A 16,406-nucleotide genomic window follows, 5' to 3' on the forward strand; every position below is an offset into this window, starting at 1 on the left:
TAAATAGCCAAAAAAAGGAAAAGTTGTCCCTGTAATTAGGTTTCACATGCAGTGAAGGCAGAGGAGAGCTACCTGTGAGAATTCTTATAACGACTGATTGGTATGAGCCTGTTGTAAATGGAGTTGTAACCTCAGTAGTAAACCTGCGCAGAGAGCTTATGAAATTGGGTCATGAGGTACGGGTATTAACACTTTCTGAGAATGGATTATCCTACTGCAAGAATGGCATCACCTATATCGGCTCGCTCGGGGCTGGAATGATCTATCCTGGAGCACGGTTCAGAACAGCCCTGGCAAGTAAGTATATGGAGGAATTGACGGGGTGGAAGCCGGAGATCATTCACTCCCAATGTGAATTTAGTACGTTTGTCATGGCACGCAGAATCGCCAAAAAGCTGAATATTCCCATTGTCCATACGTATCATACGGTGTATGCAGACTACACTCATTATTTCCTGCTGAATGAGAAGTGGGGCAAGGCACTGGTCGCAGCATTCTCCAGGAACATCCTGAAGCGGACACAGTGTGTGATTGCACCGACCGGGAAGGTATTCACCTTGCTCAAGGAGTATGGGGTAACCCAAGATATCAGGGTCGTACCTACAGGCATAGATCTAGGGTGTTTTGACTTGCCTGTGCAGCAGGCTGAGACAGAAGCGGCCAGACGAAGACTTGGCATTCCCGTTACAGATAAGGTACTTCTGTTTGTAGGAAGATTGGCACAAGAGAAGAATTTGGGAGAAATCATAGATTTTGTGGCTAGAATGAATAACAGCAGGATTACGCTCCTCGTTGTTGGGGACGGACCCGACCGCGCGAATCTGGAGAGCCTTGCCCAGGCAAGGAACGTGGCACACAAGGTTATTTTTACCGGAATGGTTCCACCGGGGGAAGTGGCTGCCTACTACCGCATGGGCGATATCTTTGTAAGTGCCTCCCAGAGCGAGACCCAGGGGCTTACTTATGTCGAAGCCCTGGCCAGCGGTGTGCCGGCGCTGTGCAGGAAGGACGCTTGTCTGGACAAAGTCATACTCGATGGTGTGAACGGCTGGCAATATACGTCCTTCGAACAGTTTTGCGAGAAGCTGGATGCTATTTTTGAGAGTGAGGAAAGGTACAGGGAATTATCTGCAAATGCCAGAACTCATGCTGTAAACAACTATTCCTCCGCAGCCTTTGCGGCCAAGATAGAGGAAACCTACACGAAGCTTGTAACCGAAGCACCACAGGAGCTTGAACCCTGTTTTGTCATGACCCCAGTCCGCTAAATCCAGTCTCCCGAGGTGCAGGCCAGAATTTTTTACTGAGAAACTGCGCTGCAGGGCTTCTTCGCCCGTTTCGGCGCCAACTGTACCGTAAATATATGAGTTGGACGGAGAACAATAAGAACTTTGATAAAATGTCACGATCGCTATTTTTCTGCCCGTCGCACCGGATGATTTCTTATGCTACATGGCAGGAACAACCAAGATGACTTTACAAAAATCCACGGCAGTTATCATATTCGGGAAACCTATAGCCATTGCACTCTACAGCTTTGGGCTAAGTCTGCTATCCCACAATATCATGGCACTGCTGCACGGGTGAGGGATACGATCATGAAGGTTCTAATCTATTCGGGGCTGCTGAAGCTGGTAGCAGCAAGCGGTATCGGACAAGCCATACGCCATCAGCAAAAAACTCTGGAAATGATGAATATCCCCAGCACAATGAATGCCAAGGAAAGCTATGATGTGGTTCACTTGAACACGATTTTCCCGGACTCCTTGCTCATGAGCAGACGGGCGAAGCGGAAAGGCAAAAAGGTAGTGTATTATGCACATTCCACGATGGAGGATTTCCGCAACTCTTTCCGCGGCTCCAACCTGGTAGCACCGTTGTTTAAACTGTGGATTAAGCTCTGTTACAACAGCGGTGACATCATCATTACACCGACGGGTTATTCGGAAAAACTGCTGGAGGGCTATGCCTTGAAGCGTCCTATCTACAGCCTGTCCAACGGTATAGATACGGAGTTCTTCAAGCCGGATGAGGCGTCGCGCTCCAGATTCCGCAGTAAATACAAGCTGAGGCCTGACGAGAAAGCCGTTATCTCCGTAGGGCATTATATTAAGCGCAAAGGAATTCTGGATTTCGTGGCACTTGCGGAGCAGATGCCGGAATACCAGTTCTACTGGTTCGGCTATACCAATCTGAACATTATACCGAGGGAGGTAAAGAAGGCGATTTTCCGCAAACTGCCGAACCTCCATTTTCCCGGATATGTGGACAGGCAGGAATTAAAGGATGCTTATAACGGAAGCGATCTGTTTCTGTTCTTAAGTCATGAGGAGACAGAGGGGATTGTGCTGCTTGAGGCTCTGGCCAGCCGAATTCCCATCCTGATCCGGGATATTCCCATCTATTCAGAGTGGCTGACAGCGGATGAAACGGTCTATAAGGGCAGGACGAACGAAGAATTCCGGAATAAAATTGCGGCAATCGCAGAACGGAGATTACCCAGTCTGACAGAGAACGGCCATCAAGTGGTGCTGGATAACGATCTAAAGGTGATCGGCAGCAGGCTGCAGGCTATATATGAACAGGAATTGCTCTAATATTATGTCATGCTCGAAAAGCCGCTCAGACCCTAATAGATCCGGGTCTGGGCGGCTTTGTTTATAAGCAGTGAAGCACTCGGCCCGGGCGGGATACAGAATAAGCATGATCAGGTGGTGGTGACATTTGCTTCCGCAGCCAGAGATCCGCCTGGACCGGATAAGCAAATCTTTGCGGGCCGGACATCAGCTCGCCGAACCACGGCAGTTTGCTATGCTCTGCGTTTGCCCAGTATCTTCATCAGCAGAATACCGTGGATGATGACCAGCATGCTGCAGACCATAGCCATAATCTCGGCTGCCTGGTCGCTGGCTGTCAGCAGATCAAAGATGCCATGCCACACAATCACCGGAACAATGCTCCAGCGGCTTCCGGCGCAGATCCAGGCCAGAACGACCGAACCGTAGGTGAGGCTGATCGCCCAGCCCAGCACACCGAAGCCCATACCCAGGTAGCTCTCATTGAACCAGAAGGCCGGAAGATGCCAAGCCATCCAGATCACAGCAACCAGCAGGGCGGAGGTGAACAGCGAGTAGCGCTGGTGCAGCTGCGGAAGCAGGTAGCCGCGCCAGCCGCTCTCTTCCCCGATCCCGAAGGTGAGCATCCACACGAGCGAGGTCATCCAGATGCCAAACTGCGGAGGAAGATCGGAGGTGAGCCCGAACTGTCGCATATCCGGCGGATGGCCGGTAATTAAGGTATGCACCAGAATGGCTACCGCTCCATATGCAAGCGGCAGTCCTGCAGCCAATATCAGCCATTTCTTTGGGAAAGACAGCGAAAATGCAGTTCTGCACCAGGCGGCAAAGCCCTCATCTCCAGGCTGCTTTAAGCTGGCCAATGTACCAAGCAGCGGTCCGAAGGATCCCAGATAGAATTGTCCGGGCAATACCGGCAAGCCGGCTTCGAACTGCTTATTAAGCAGGAGCGGCAGCCAGCAGAGCCAGGTGAAGCCGAAGGTCACGAGGATAAAAACAATCAGTTTTTTTGTAGAGGAAGAATCGGATTTGACTAAGGAATGCATTGGATAAAACCCCTAAGTTGTAGGATATACTTCACCTATAGTTGTAGAGGTTATGCTCCATTTGGTCTGTGGCAAGGATCACAATATTCCAGACGGAATCCCCATAATTTGACGTTGTCCTGAAACTGTATCAGCCGATGGAGACATTATAGGTCCGCAGCCACAGATTCACCTGGGCCAGATAAGCAAATAATTGCGGGCCGGACATCAGCTGGCCGAACCACGGCAGGTTGCTGGAGGACTCCGGCGAGGCGGCGATTTCCCGGATTTTGGCCGGATCAATCAGCGGCAGGATTGGAGAAGAAGGATCATCCAGGATGCCCAGCATCTGCGAACGCACCTGATTCAGGTAAGCGGGATTATGCGTTTTGGGATACGGGCTTTTTTTGCGGTAGAGGACATCATCCGGCAGCACGCCTTCGAGCGCTTTGCGCAGAATGCCTTTTTCACGGTTGCCTACGGTCTTGATCTCCCAGGGAATATTGAATACATACTGCACCAGGCGGTGATCACAATAAGGAACACGGACCTCCAGGCCCACACCCATACTCATCCGGTCCTTGCGGTCCAGCAGCGTAGGCATGAAGCGGGTAATGTTGAGATAGGACATCACGCGCATCTGTGCCTGTTTGCCGGTCTCACCGTCAAGCTTCGGCACCTCAGCCACGGCGTCGCTGTACCGGTCACCTAAATATTCCAGCGGACGTATCCACTCATTCATTTCCGGTGACAATAGACCTGCACGCATCTTGGGTGCTACCGACCAGGGGAAGGTGCCGGAAGACAGCATCTCCTCACGGTGGAACCAGGGGTAGCCGCCGAAAATTTCATCCGCAGCTTCGCCGGAGATAGCGACAGTCGCCTTCTTTTTAATCTCCTGGCAGAATAAATAAAGTGAGGAATCCACATCGGTCATACCCGGCAAATCACGGGAGTAGAGGGCGTTGTCGAGTGCCGTTACCAATTCTGGAGTGTCAAAAGCAACAAAGTGATGGTTCGTGTTCAGCTCATCAATCATCCGCTGAATCCAGGGGCCGTCTGCTCCGGGCTGGAAGGCATGGCTCTTGAAATGCTTATCGTTGTCTACATAATCTACAGAGAAGGTATCGATCCGGCCCTGGCCGGTCCGGTTGTAATAATTTACGGCGAGCGCAGTCAAGGCACTGGAATCGAGTCCGCCGGAGAGCAGGGAGCAGACTGGAACATCGGATACCAGCTGGCGCTCCAGCGTATCCTGGAGCAATTCCCGCACCCGGGCTGCAGTTTCATCCACGTTATCCGTGTGCTGGTCGCTCTCCAGCTTCCAATACGCATAAGTGCGGATGCCGCTGCGGCTGTAAATCATGGCATGACCTGGACGAAGCTCGAATATATCTTTGTATACACCATGTCCCGGTGTACGGGCCGGACCGATGATGAAAACCTCCGCAAGGCCTTCCGGTCCAACCTTCGGCTGGACTTTGGGATGCTGGAGCAGCGCCTTGGGTTCAGATCCGAATACGAAGACATCGTCCACTTGGCTGTAAAACAAAGGCTTCACGCCCAGGCGGTCACGGGCGAGGAATACCTGATCGCGCAAGCTGTCCCAGACGGCAAAAGCGAAGATACCATTCAGCTTCTCCGTGCAGTCCGGTCCCCATTCGATATAGGCATGCAGGAGTACCTCAGTATCGCATTCTGTGAGGAAATGATGGCCGCGCTGCTTCAGCTCTTTTTTGAGCTCAGGGGCATTATATAGCTCGCCGTTATACACAATTGCATACACCTTATCGTCATGGCGGGCAATCATCGGCTGTGCGCCGTTCTCAGGATCAATGACGCTGAGTCTGCGGTGTCCGAAGGCAATGGGTCCTGAAATCCAGGTTCCGGCTGCATCCGGTCCGCGGTTCGCTAAAGTTTCAGTCATTCTGACAAGCAGTTGCGAGTGCCCTGTAAGATCACCGCGCCACTGGACAAATCCGGTTATTCCGCACATGTCTGGTTCATCCTCTCTTTTGTGCGATTGTTGTCTGTCCTTTCTTTTTTGCCAAGTAATACAGATATATGCCGATTGAAGGGATAAAATGTATGTCCTTATCCGAACACTAGGGGAGAGGGAAATTTGCCAGGAGGGATGGATGACAAGTGTATTATATTAAAGACGCCAAAATCCGCAGAATGACCGAGTATGACGGAGCACCTTGTGCAGAGGTTGGCGTATTGCCTGGAGCTGTGGGCGATTCCGCACTTTTGGTGTATATTGTTGAGGACCAGCGCGAGGAGGGATACGAAATTGTCCGTATATTGACGAACGACGCGGACACCGCCACCGATTGGTTCGATAACAATCTGCATGATGCTTTTAAGGACGTGACGGTCAGCGGCTTCACCGGCAGCACCGTAATGAGTCCGGAAGATGAACGGTCCAAATTTCAGCGCGAGCTGCTGATCTTCGGAGAGCTGAAGAAGCAGCTGGGCGAACATTTCAGGCAGTACTCTTGATTCCGGCGGGACCTCTTGCAACGAAGATTCACTGCACGATCACCAACCAATAACCTATAGGATGGACCATAGAGCAGGAAGCTTGCCGCATTCAGGATGCGGGAGGCTTCTTTTTTATTGGGGTTCGTATATCAGGACATCCACTGGATCGCTCAGAAGTGGCCTCAACGGTGGGGTGTAGGGGACCTCATTTGCCGGCTGGGAGAGTTTAGTCTTGATAAATTCTGTGAATCAGGTATAATAAATAACGTTGCATTAATACATATGATCTTTATAGCATGTTTCTTCATTTGTCCCGGTAGCTCAGTTGGATAGAGCATGCGCCTTCTAAGCGCACGGTCGGGGGTTCGAATCCCTTCCGGGACGTCAAGTAACAGCCTTCCTTCGGGAAGGCTGTTTTGTCGTCCGGAGGATGAGAACCCTAGGCGTCAGCCGGGGACGTTAGAGCATACGCTTCGTGAGCATTCGCTTCGCAATCAGCCGAAGTATGGCTGCATCCCTTCCGGGACGTCAAGTAACAGCCTTCCTTCGGGAAGGCTGTTTTGTCGTCCGGAGGATGAGAACCCTAGGCGTCAGCCGGGGACGTTAGAGCATACGCTTCGTGAGCATTCGCTTCGCAATCAGCCGAAGTATGGCTGCATCCCTTCCGGGACGTCAAGTAACAGCCTTCCTTCGGGAAGGCTGTTTTGTCGTCCGGAGGATGAGAACCCTAGGCGTCAGCCGGGGACGTTGGAGCATACGCTTCGTGAGCATTCGCTTCGCAATCAGCCGAAGTATGGCTGCATCCCTTCCGGGACGTCAAGTAACAGCCTTCCTTCGGGAAGGCTGTTTTGTCGTCCGGAGGATTACTTTGAAGCGAGAACATCACGTATAGAAGCAGCGTTGCGGACTGAGGTGCTCTTATTTCGGCGGATCACATCATTTCGCAATCCATGCGGACTCAGATGCCGTTAACTAACCCGTTTCCCCTCATTTTGAGCTCCAAAGTACAATATAAGGGCCCCTGAGTCCGTATCGGTCAGAAAAACAGGATTTTTCACCAAATAGCGTCATCTGAGTCCGCATAGCTAAGCAGAATATTTCGTCTGTACAGTGCAGACAATTATCCTTGAAATCCCTGCTGTCTGAGCATTCAAGTCACTCTTTGTAGAGCGATCCGCTAGACTATTGTTACTCAAACCCAAATTCCTGCTCGCCTACAGCGATCCCCAAGTACCAACATCATTTACACCCAATGAGTACAGTTATCTACTATAAGCCCTACTTGAACTATGCGGGACTCTGTACAGCTTCTTCGCCCCAGCTTACATCCGCTCCGGCTTAGGCAGCCCGAGTACATCCAGCGCCTCTCCTAAAGTATCGGTGAAGCTCTGGGTCAGCCAGAGACGGAAGGCGATGCTGGAGGCCTCTCCTTGGAGGATCGGGCAGGCGGAGTAGAAGTTGCTGAACAGCGACGCCAGACTGTGCGCGTAGTTACAGATCGTATTCGGCGTAAGCTCCCGGCTTGCCGTATATAGGGTGTCTTGCCAGAGGCTGAGCTGTCTCAGCAGGGCGAGCTCGGCTGCTTCAAGGTGCGGCGGAAAGAGCGGAAGCTCACCATGTGCGCTGCTCCCGTCAAGCCCGCTGCTCGAGCCATGCGCGCTGCTCCCGCTATCCCCGATATTCCCGTGCCCCCCATACTCCCGGCTCCCGTCAAGCTCGTTACCTTCGCTATTCCCGGTACCGCTCTCCGCCAGGGCGCTGCCTTTACTGAGCACACGGCTTGCCCGGGCAAAGGCATACATCAGATAAACGCCAGTGTTGCCGGAAATCTCCATGGCTTGTTTGAAGTCAAACACAATCTCAGTACCCAGATTGAAGCGCAGCAGATAGTAGCGGATGGCAGCGGTGGCGATGAGCCGGCTGGACAGGCCGTTTTTGTCGGAACGGGTAGCCTCGATGGAATCCTCCATAAGCCGGACTAGCTCAGTGACCTTGATGCCGATGCCCTGGCGTCCGGACATGGCATAGGAGCTTTTACCGGAGGATGTATCCAGACCGAGCCCGGCAGCGGAAGCCGGACTTAGCGAAACCACACCATAACTTACATGATGCAGCCGCTCCGCCTGCTCGTGGTATCCCAGTGCCTGAAACGCCTGCTTCACCATCGCCTGCGGATATTCTTGTCTGGAATCGATCACGTTAACGACCTTATCTGCATGTCCAAAAGGCAGCACCTCACCGCTCAAGCCAGTCGTCCACAGCCCACTGCTAAATTCGAGGTAGGCGAAGTCCTTATCTAAGAGGCCGAATTTCCACAGATGATAAGCGATATCCTTGGCCGTATAGGTCAAAATCCCGTTCGAGCGCACCAGCACCTTATCCTTCTGATGCTCCTCTTCTGTCTCCGGTGTCTCCAGTGCATCCTGTGCGCCAGTGCCAGCGGATTGCTTCAGAATCCAGCACCCGGCCAGCTTGCCTTCACTCTCCTGAACGAACACATCTGTCTGCGACAAAAGACCGAAGGCGGAAGACCAAAAGCCTCCTTTCAGAATACTGCTCTCCCAGACCAGCAGGTCATAGTTAATCCCGAAGTTGCGCATTTCCTCCACATGCTCTTTCACAATTTGACCGGCGACAAGGTTGCCGATCCATGCGGTGTTGCCGTCACCTTGTTCCAGCGCGTGAAGTATTTCAGTCCGCTTATGTACAGACTCCGGATGCTCCGCGTACTCCTTGTTGATCTCAGCGTAAATATCCCAGCAGTAATCTCCGAAACGGACATGCTCTCCGGCCAGCGGGACATTCAAGAGGCCGACTACAGTATCTGCAAGCTGATTGCCCAGATCATCCACGTAGTTATGTACCTCGACCGTGTAGCCGGTTTTTCTCAGAATTCTAACCAGCGCATCCCCGATACAGGAGTTTCTCAGGTGCCCGATATGCATGGATTTGTTCGGGTTCACCGAAGTATGCTCCACAATAACCTTCTCGCCAGCCGCCAGTGGCGGCTTGAACTCAGTCGTGGCCCATACCTGCCAATCGATGTACATATTAATGAACCCCGGTGCGGCAACCTCGATTCTCTGCAGCAGGCCGTTTACAGAACCAGACTGTTTAAGCTCAGCGATAATTAGTTCAGCGATAGCAATCGGGGCTTTGCGCAGAGTACGGGCCAACTGCATGGCAATATTGCTGGAATAATCACCATGCTCCGCATTGGCCGGCTGCTCCAGAGCCGCCTTTACCGGAGTGCTGCCGGGAACTCCCAGGTCTTCAGATACTTTGTGAATACATTGTTCCAGACTATTCTTGATAAGCTGGCTTAGCATTAACATGAGTAAATACCTCCTATAGTTGTGAAAAGTGTAAGCGGCGGCTAAAGCCCGTAGGTTAGTGCAGAATTCTAATGAACAAAGAATAGACGACAAAAAAAGCCTTCGTCTCAAAAGAGACGAGGCTTATGCGCTCGCGGTACCACTCTCGTTGCCGAACCTGCAGTTCAGCCACCTTACAGGTTAACGGTCCTTGGCCGGGGCTTCCTACTCTTAGTTCAGAAGTCCATCTCACGGGTGCGCTTCATAATCCTGATCTGTACCGGCTTACACTCTCCCGGCTCGCTGGGGACTAGGGTTCAGGGCCATTACTCTCCCGGTCATTGATTCAATATGATTTTTATCAGTATAGCGAATTTCTGGAAGAAAGCAATAGCGGAATGTCAAGCTGAACCTTGTTTCCGTAAAATGCTACCCATAACATCCGGTATTTGCAATAGATATCCGGCTTTGTCCACACCTCCAGTGATGGCTCGAATATAGTAAGTTGTTGTCACAATTAAAATATTCGGAGAGGAGAACTCAAGATGAGCTTTTTATCTACAGGACCGATTGAAAATAATGCGGTAGGCGGGCTTAGACCTACCCAGCAGGTCACGGTCAAAATCGATAACCGAAGTGATACCATGTCTTCCTTGGTGACGGTAGAGGGTTACTATCTGGATGGAACCCGCACGCTATATGTCAGTGAAACGTTGAATGTACTGCCCAATCAGGTAGTGACAACCACGTATTATGCGGATTTGGATGCATTTGAGTTTATTTTTGTCACTTCGGGAACCATTGATGAACAGGTGCAAGTCTCAGTCTGGGGAAAAAATAGCTCAGGCGGCTTAGTAACGCCACACCGACTGGTTTCTGCTGAACTTCTGGGAACTACCACAGGCGAAGGAGGCGCGACTGGGGTTACGGGAGCGACGGGAGCGACAGGGACCAGTCCGGCTGGTCTTTCCGAGTATGCGTATATTTATAATTCGGCTGCCCAAACGGTTCCTTTGGAGGCCGATGTTACTTTTAGTAATAATGCTCCTATAATTGGGGCAATTACATACACGGCAGGAAGTTCTGTGATTCCTATAGGTACTGCTGGAGATTATGCAGTTTGGTTCAACGCAACGGGAGTTGAGCCCAATCAATTTTCACTTTTTCAAAATGGTACTTCTGTTGCAGGCGGCATATATGGTTCTTGCGCCGGAACTCAGGCCAATCCCGGAATGGTGATTGTTGTAGCGGCGCGGGAGATTCCCTGACTCTGCGCAATCATTCCAGTTCAGCGGCAATTTCGCTGCAGACGCTGTCAGGCGGAACACAAGTCAATGCCAATGCCTCAATCCTGATTCAAAAAATAAACTAAGCTTGGCAGAGTAGAATTCAGATAAATTCGGATTCCAGTGAAGCTAAATAGCCCGTCACCGATGGATTTTCGGTGACGGGCTGCTTAAACTTGCCAGGCATTTTGATCCCTGCCTCACAAACAGGGTGCTGTCCCCAGTATAGTTAGGGCAGCTTTATTTATCATAAGTAATCACATAGATGCCGCCTGGCAATGGACTACAAAGCCAGCTCGGCAAGCAGACCTCTTCAGAATCTCTGACAGAGGAAATGCCTAGTCCGCAGTAGGCGCACCGGTCAGATTCTTGATGTCCGTAGAACCATAAATCAGCAGGGCAATTACAATTACCAGCAGCAGACCGCCAGCGAAACCCTCTCCGTCAAAACTGTCCATATCCCCGCGCCTCACTTTCACTTTCTAATTAGGTGGTCAGGAGTTTTCAGCTTTCTTTTTCAAAGCGGTCATAATCTCGTTCAGGGTGAGACTGCTGTTGTCATCAAGGAAGCTGACCAGCTTATCGACGTTGTCGTTGCTAAGATCACTTAAGGTTTTATATTTGCCTACCAGACTGACGAACATCGATGCGTCCGTGTACATCTGGATGGAGTCTACTTTCAGCTTGCCGGTCAAAAGAAGAGCAGCTACCGCGAACTCAAGCCCTTTTGGAGTTTGTGTTTTGGAGCTGGCCGGTGGTTTTTTGGCGGCAGGTCTTTTTCCTCTTCCAGGAGGGGGCATAGGACTCCCTTCTTCCGTTGGGCATTCTTCGGGAAAGCGGCAGCAAGTGCGGTCTCTCCTTAATAAAAAGATATGCGTCCCAACAGATATTGGTGAATGGAACCTGTCTTATGTACACACTGACTAGAGGACGCACGAATATTATTATATTGTGCGATTAATGATCAACCGTCGCTAGTAACTGAGTTTCACGCCGTAAATGCTAGATATGGAAGGAGGAATGAGACGGGATGCCGATTTTATCAACAGGACCTATCGAGGTCTGCTGCTGGTCTTCTCGGCAACGGTATCAGCCGGAATTGATGTAGCGACAACGGTTGACCGTTATGCCAGCGGCGGAATTACAATTGTCTAAACCCAGCACTGCAAGCCAATAGAAATAAATAAAACAGGGACCTCCCAAGCCTATAGGCTCAGGAGCATCCCTGTTTTATTTATGGCGTAGAGGATAGGATCTTCAGCATATTTTCACTGAAAACCACCAGTTTCACTGAATTCTGCTGTATCAAGTGCAATTAGAACGGAGGCTCTAAGAACGTAGACGCTTGGCATACCTTGCTCGCAGCTTGCCCGCAGTTTAAAACGCCTAACCCGTACCTGCCCGCGGCAAAACGTCCTACCCCGCAGTCAGCCTCCGCTCCATTCGCCCACAACTCACGCTTCGCCTCCGGTCATATCGCAAGTATCTCGCGGATATCCTGCTCGCTCAGGCTGGACAGGGCTTCCTGTCCCGGCTGTATCACTTCATCAATCAGATTCTTCTTCTTCTGCTGCAGCTCGTACATCTTGTCTTCTACGGTTCCCTGCGCAACCAGGCGGATGACCTGCACGACCTTCTTCTGTCCGATCCGGTGGCACGGTCGGCGCCTGCTGCTCGACAGCCGGATTCCACCACAGATCATAGAGAATGACCGTGTCGGCACCGGTCAGATTAAGACCGGTGCCGCCCGCCTTCAGCGAGATCAGAAAAAGATCGCGTTCCCCTTCATTGAAACGGGTGCATAGCTGAGTACGCTGGGAAGCCGGTGTTTGTCCGTCCAGATAGAAGTGCGGGATACCCAGCAGGGCCAATTCGCGCCCGATCATCCCCAACATTTGCGTGAACTGTGAGAAGATCAGCATCCGTTTGCCGGAGCTGCGGCATTCATCGATAATCTCCAGCAGCTGCTCGAATTTGCCCGATCCACCAGTGTACCCTTCCACGAACAGGGAAGGGTGGCAGCACAGCTGGCGCAGCCGGGTGAGACCGGCGAGGACTTTGATCCGGCCGTTGCCGAAGCTGTCGCTGTCCAGATGCTTGAGCGCTTCCTTGCGCAGTCTGGCCAAATAAGCGACGTAGAGCCTTTTCTGCTCCGGCAGCAGCTCAGAGGCCTGCAGTGATTCGATTTTGTCCGGCAGTTCCTTCAGGACATCGCTTTTGAGGCGGCGCAGCAGGAAGGGGCGGGTACGCTTGGCCACAGTCTCCCGGGGAAGGTCATGGAAGGCCTTCTTGCCGGGGAACAGCCCGGGAAATACCACGCCGAAGATTGACCACAGGTCCTCCAGCGCGTTCTCCACCGGCGTTCCCGTAAGCGCGAAGCGGTACCGGGCTTGCAGGAGCTTAACGGCCTGGGCAGTCTGCGTCTCATGGTTCTTAATCATCTGCGCTTCATCCAGGATGAGGGTATGGAAAGACCGCTTGGCGTATTCCACGGCATCTCTGCGCAGCAGCGGATAAGAGGTAATGATGACATCATGGCCGGCTGAATTCCGCAGCGTCCGGTTGCGTTCGTCCGCACTGCCGTCGGCAATGGCTGCCTTGATATCCGGCGCGAAACGCTTCAGCTCATTATGCCAGTTGTAGAGCAGCGAAGCCGGGCTGACAATGAGCGCAGGGACTCCGCCCTGACGGATATCCGCAAGCTCGGAGAGCAGGAAGGTGATACTCTGCAGCGTTTTGCCGAGACCCATGTCATCGGCCAGAATGCCGCCGAAGCGGTAGTGGGCCAGCGTCTTCATCCATTGGAAGCCGTACTGCTGATAGTCGCGGAGTACAGGGGCCAGACTCTCCGGCACAGGGAAGTCCAGGTTCTCGGGACTTGCCAGATTGGCCAGCAGCCGCCGGAACGACCGGCCGATCTGGACGGAATCGCCTTTGCCGGTATCCGCATGCAGGCGAAGACCCCGGACCAGCGGCAGGGAGAACTCTGCGTGATTGAACTCTCCGTTCTGAACGCCAAGCTCATTCATCAGGGCGATAATTTCCAGGAATTCTGCAGTTTCCAGCGGCAGCAGCGCACCATCCGGCAGCCGGTAATATTTACGCTTTTCCTGCAGGGATTTCAGCACCAGCACAATATCCTTCTCCGGAATACCATCCATGCTGAACTTGAAGTCCAGCCAGTCGGTCTTCTCATTCCAGCTCAGGCTGACCTTGGGCATGGCATGCTCCGTAAGCACTCTTTCCTTGACGGCAGTAGTGGCATAGACCTGAAGCAGCGGCTCCAGCAGCGGAATGGTATGGTGGAGGAAATCGAATTCCCCGTCCTCATCCCGCATGATATATCCGCTCTCCGTCCGCGCGAATGACTCATGGGCCATCAGGTCGAGAATCCGCCGTTCGGCCTCCCCGTCCCGCATCAGAATCACCTCATTGCTCCGCTCATGCGCCTTCTCCTCCAGCGGATTGATGACAATCCCGCCATATTGGAATTCAAGTCCGGCGAGCAGCCGGTCTCTGACCCGGTCGAGATAGAGTCTGGCGTGAAGCTGGGCCTGAACGATTCTGTCCGCGATGGCATCGGCAATAAACACCTGGCCCAATTTTTTGAGTCCGGGAATGACGCCCTCCATGAATGGCTCCATCTGCTCCGGGGCAATGGCAATTCCATCCTGCCGCGAGGGGTTCAGCAGCTTTTTCAGCTCAGCGAGACGCCCGCATTCCTGCACCGGCAGCTTCAGTAGCTTGCCTTCTGACAATACCAGCCCGTAATCTTCCAGAATCGTAAGCTGCTGAAGCCCCTGGACATCCAGCCGGTACCCCTCTCCTTGCGCCTGATCGAACTGGAAGCTCAGCGGAAGAGCCTCGGCGGAGAGAGACAAGCGTTCGTGCAGGATCTGGCCGTGCTGCAGACGGGCTGCAGGGGCGGCCGTGAGTGCTGGCAGCAGGCCCTCCCAGAAGAAGGGGGGAATAGCCAGAAGCCGCTCATTTCCCGAAGTGCCGGTATGCGGAGTGTAAGGGCTGATGCTGCTGCGGTATATTTTTTCATTCAGCATGATTTCAATCAGCTTCATGAGCACCTCATTATCTTCCTTCGAGAAGCTGTGCAGGGCGGGATCATAACTGAAATGTCTGGAGAATTCAAAAGGTTCACCCCGGTGAACACGTTCCAGAAACCCCCGGATTTTGGGCACGATATAGAGGCGCTTAGGACCAACCTTCAGTTCTATGCCCAGCATTGTGCTGCCGAAGCTGTAAGAGAAAGGTTTGCAGATGAACTCTACCTGAAGCGGTGTCCGCAGATCCATATAAGTTCCGGCTCCACTCGGCCGCTGCCGCACTCCGGTGAACATCCCGAGCATGCTGCTCACCAACTGCCGGTCACCGCTGCGTCCGGTGTATCCGTCTCCGGCAGAGCCGGAATGGCGGGGCGTAAGTATACCGGTCTCTCCCGTGAACGCCTCCGGCACTTGCCCATCCGAATCGGGAGTCTGGTCCATGTCCCTATCTTTGCCGAGATAAAGGACACTAACCAGTGCAGCTGCAATATGTTTGCAGAAAGGTCCGCCGCGGTAGTAAGCCGGGCAGGTACACTCCCCGTTAATATCACCGTCACTATCTATGGTTAGCACTACTTCATGGCTCTCCAGTCCATGAACCGCAGCGCGGTATTTCGAATATTCCCCGTCATCGTTGTGCTCAGAATAGATAAGATCAACCTTATGAGCGTGATAATAAGCTACCCCCTGATCAAAAGCGGCTCTGCCGCACAGCAGCTTGATTACCCGTTCCGGTACCTGGAAACCCAATGTAATCCTCACTTCCTTCTATTCCTGATGGCTAACTTGCTCTCAAGCTAAGACCTGGTTTGTCCCGTTGGACAATCGTTATAGTACCCATAATAACAGAACAGGCGTACGCCTTCAAAAGGGGAATGGGTAAAAAACAAAGCAAAAACCCGGCGGGGATTGTATATTGCCCCGCCGGGTTACATATGGCCTGCGCTTTTACCTTGCCCCGCCAATTCCGTGCATGATGAAGCTGACGGTCTGCTCAATCTCTTCCTCGTCATTCCAGTCATGGTCCGGCATCAGCAGCAGGCGGGCCAGCAGATAGCCGATGACCGAGGAAATGGTGAAGCGGATGATCGCAGGAGTGGGAGCATCCGTAAGCTGGCCCTGCTCCTTGAAATGATCCGTGATTACAGTGACACGCTCCAGCACCTGGCTCAGAATATTCTCGACTAGCTGTTCTCTGAGCGCGGGCTGGAAGGGGATCTCCTGGATAAGGATTCTGATAATTTTGAGATTCTTACGGGCGAAATCGAGCCGGTTCACCATGAATGCCTTAAGGAAGGCATCATAGCTCTCAAAGGGTACATCCAGCACACCGCTGAAATTACGCATCACAAACGGAGCGATCATCCGGCTCATGGTGGGGACTACGATGGCCAGCAGCAGATCTTTTTTGGTTTTGTAGTAGCGGAAGATCGTTCCTTCAGCCACACCCGCCTTCTGGGCGATCTCACTGGTGGCGGCTGCTGAGAACCCCTTCTCCGAGAATGTATCAATGGCCGCCTGCAGAATGGACCTCTGCTTGGGGGTCATTTGTTCCTTTTCACTGAGGGCCAGCAGCTCTTGAATCCACTGCTCCTGCCCCTGCTGCTCTGCAGCCTTGTCTTTCTCCATAATGGACCCTCCAACTCTCTTGCTCTTACCTTCA

At 52.5% G+C, this 16,406-nt stretch carries 10 protein-coding genes, 1 tRNA gene, 1 pseudogene and 1 other annotated feature; of the genes and pseudogenes, 6 read left to right on the forward strand and 6 right to left on the reverse strand.

Annotated elements, in window-relative coordinates:
• Positions 1 to 74 precede the first annotated feature (74 nt).
• Complete coding sequence (locus MKX70_RS12170; RefSeq protein ID WP_340840080.1) at positions 75 to 1,268, forward strand: glycosyltransferase family 4 protein; 1,194 nt, start codon at positions 75 to 77, stop codon at positions 1,266 to 1,268.
• 330 nt (positions 1,269 to 1,598) lie between these two features.
• Positions 1,599 to 2,597, forward strand: a complete 999-nt coding sequence (locus MKX70_RS12175) for a glycosyltransferase (RefSeq protein WP_340783004.1) — start codon at positions 1,599 to 1,601, stop codon at positions 2,595 to 2,597.
• A 212-nt stretch (positions 2,598 to 2,809) separates the two neighbouring features.
• Here MKX70_RS12175 and MKX70_RS12180 read toward each other — a convergent pair whose 3' ends face one another.
• Together MKX70_RS12180 and asnB are read right to left on the reverse strand one after the other, a co-directional pair.
• Entirely contained in the window at positions 2,810 to 3,622 is an 813-nt protein-coding gene (locus MKX70_RS12180; protein WP_340840081.1) for a CPBP family intramembrane glutamic endopeptidase, read from the reverse strand.
• Positions 3,623 to 3,752: 130 nt separating this feature from the next.
• On the reverse strand, positions 3,753 to 5,597 hold the full coding sequence (asnB, locus tag MKX70_RS12185; RefSeq protein WP_340840082.1) for an asparagine synthase (glutamine-hydrolyzing): 1,845 nt from the start codon (positions 5,595 to 5,597) through the stop codon (positions 3,753 to 3,755).
• Between the two features lie 149 nt (positions 5,598 to 5,746).
• On the opposite strand from asnB, the gene MKX70_RS12190 reads away from it, so the two are divergent.
• Positions 5,747 to 6,103, forward strand: coding sequence for a hypothetical protein (locus MKX70_RS12190; RefSeq protein ID WP_042239036.1), 357 nt, complete (start codon positions 5,747 to 5,749; stop codon positions 6,101 to 6,103).
• Between the two features lie 292 nt (positions 6,104 to 6,395).
• Positions 6,396 to 6,469 (forward strand) — tRNA-Arg (locus MKX70_RS12195).
• A gap of 938 nt (positions 6,470 to 7,407) precedes the next feature.
• On the opposite strand, the gene MKX70_RS12200 is transcribed toward MKX70_RS12195, so the two are convergent.
• Complete coding sequence (locus MKX70_RS12200; protein WP_340841649.1) at positions 7,408 to 9,414, reverse strand: arginine--tRNA ligase; 2,007 nt, start codon at positions 9,412 to 9,414, stop codon at positions 7,408 to 7,410.
• 115 nt (positions 9,415 to 9,529) lie between these two features.
• Positions 9,530 to 9,750 (reverse strand) — a binding site (T-box leader).
• A gap of 194 nt (positions 9,751 to 9,944) precedes the next feature.
• Between MKX70_RS12200 and MKX70_RS12205 the strand changes: the two genes are divergently transcribed.
• Positions 9,945 to 10,667 (forward strand): hypothetical protein, encoded by a 723-nt coding sequence (locus tag MKX70_RS12205; RefSeq protein WP_340840083.1) that lies wholly within the window; start codon positions 9,945 to 9,947, stop codon positions 10,665 to 10,667.
• Between the two features lie 512 nt (positions 10,668 to 11,179).
• On the opposite strand, the gene MKX70_RS12210 is transcribed toward MKX70_RS12205, so the two are convergent.
• Positions 11,180 to 11,485, reverse strand: coding sequence for a hypothetical protein (locus MKX70_RS12210; protein ID WP_042239034.1), 306 nt, complete (start codon positions 11,483 to 11,485; stop codon positions 11,180 to 11,182).
• Positions 11,486 to 11,705: 220 nt separating this feature from the next.
• On the opposite strand from MKX70_RS12210, the gene MKX70_RS12215 reads away from it, so the two are divergent.
• Positions 11,706 to 11,840: a hypothetical protein gene (locus MKX70_RS12215; RefSeq protein WP_269322081.1), complete on the forward strand. Its 135-nt coding sequence runs from the start codon at positions 11,706 to 11,708 to the stop codon at positions 11,838 to 11,840.
• Positions 11,841 to 12,156: 316 nt separating this feature from the next.
• Here the strand turns inward: MKX70_RS12215 and MKX70_RS12220 are convergent.
• Together MKX70_RS12220 and MKX70_RS12225 are read right to left on the reverse strand one after the other, a co-directional pair.
• A pseudogene (locus MKX70_RS12220) lies at positions 12,157 to 15,493 on the reverse strand (DEAD/DEAH box helicase).
• Positions 15,494 to 15,691: 198 nt separating this feature from the next.
• A complete protein-coding gene (locus MKX70_RS12225) occupies positions 15,692 to 16,372 on the reverse strand; it encodes a TetR/AcrR family transcriptional regulator (protein ID WP_042239030.1) in 681 nt (226 codons plus the stop codon).
• Positions 16,373 to 16,406 lie beyond the last annotated feature (34 nt).

Source organism: Paenibacillus sp. FSL R7-0312, from assembly GCF_038004445.1.
Classification (GTDB): Bacteria; Bacillota; Bacilli; order Paenibacillales; family Paenibacillaceae; genus Paenibacillus_AQ.

Excerpts from the sequence above, each read along its gene's own strand:
- MKX70_RS12175 (WP_340783004.1), top strand. The coding sequence starts at position 1,599 with ATGAAGGTTCTAATCTATTCGGGGCTGCTGAAGCTGGTAGCAGCAAGC.
- MKX70_RS12180 (WP_340840081.1), bottom strand. The coding sequence starts at position 3,622 with ATGCATTCCTTAGTCAAATCCGATTCTTCCTCTACAAAAAAACTGATT.
- asnB (WP_340840082.1), bottom strand. The coding sequence starts at position 5,597 with ATGTGCGGAATAACCGGATTTGTCCAGTGGCGCGGTGATCTTACAGGG.
- MKX70_RS12200 (WP_340841649.1), bottom strand. The coding sequence starts at position 9,414 with ATGCTAAGCCAGCTTATCAAGAATAGTCTGGAACAATGTATTCACAAA.
- MKX70_RS12205 (WP_340840083.1), top strand. The coding sequence starts at position 9,945 with ATGAGCTTTTTATCTACAGGACCGATTGAAAATAATGCGGTAGGCGGG.
- MKX70_RS12210 (WP_042239034.1), bottom strand. The coding sequence starts at position 11,485 with ATGCCCCCTCCTGGAAGAGGAAAAAGACCTGCCGCCAAAAAACCACCG.
- MKX70_RS12215 (WP_269322081.1), top strand. The coding sequence starts at position 11,706 with ATGAGACGGGATGCCGATTTTATCAACAGGACCTATCGAGGTCTGCTG.
- MKX70_RS12225 (WP_042239030.1), bottom strand. The coding sequence starts at position 16,372 with ATGGAGAAAGACAAGGCTGCAGAGCAGCAGGGGCAGGAGCAGTGGATT.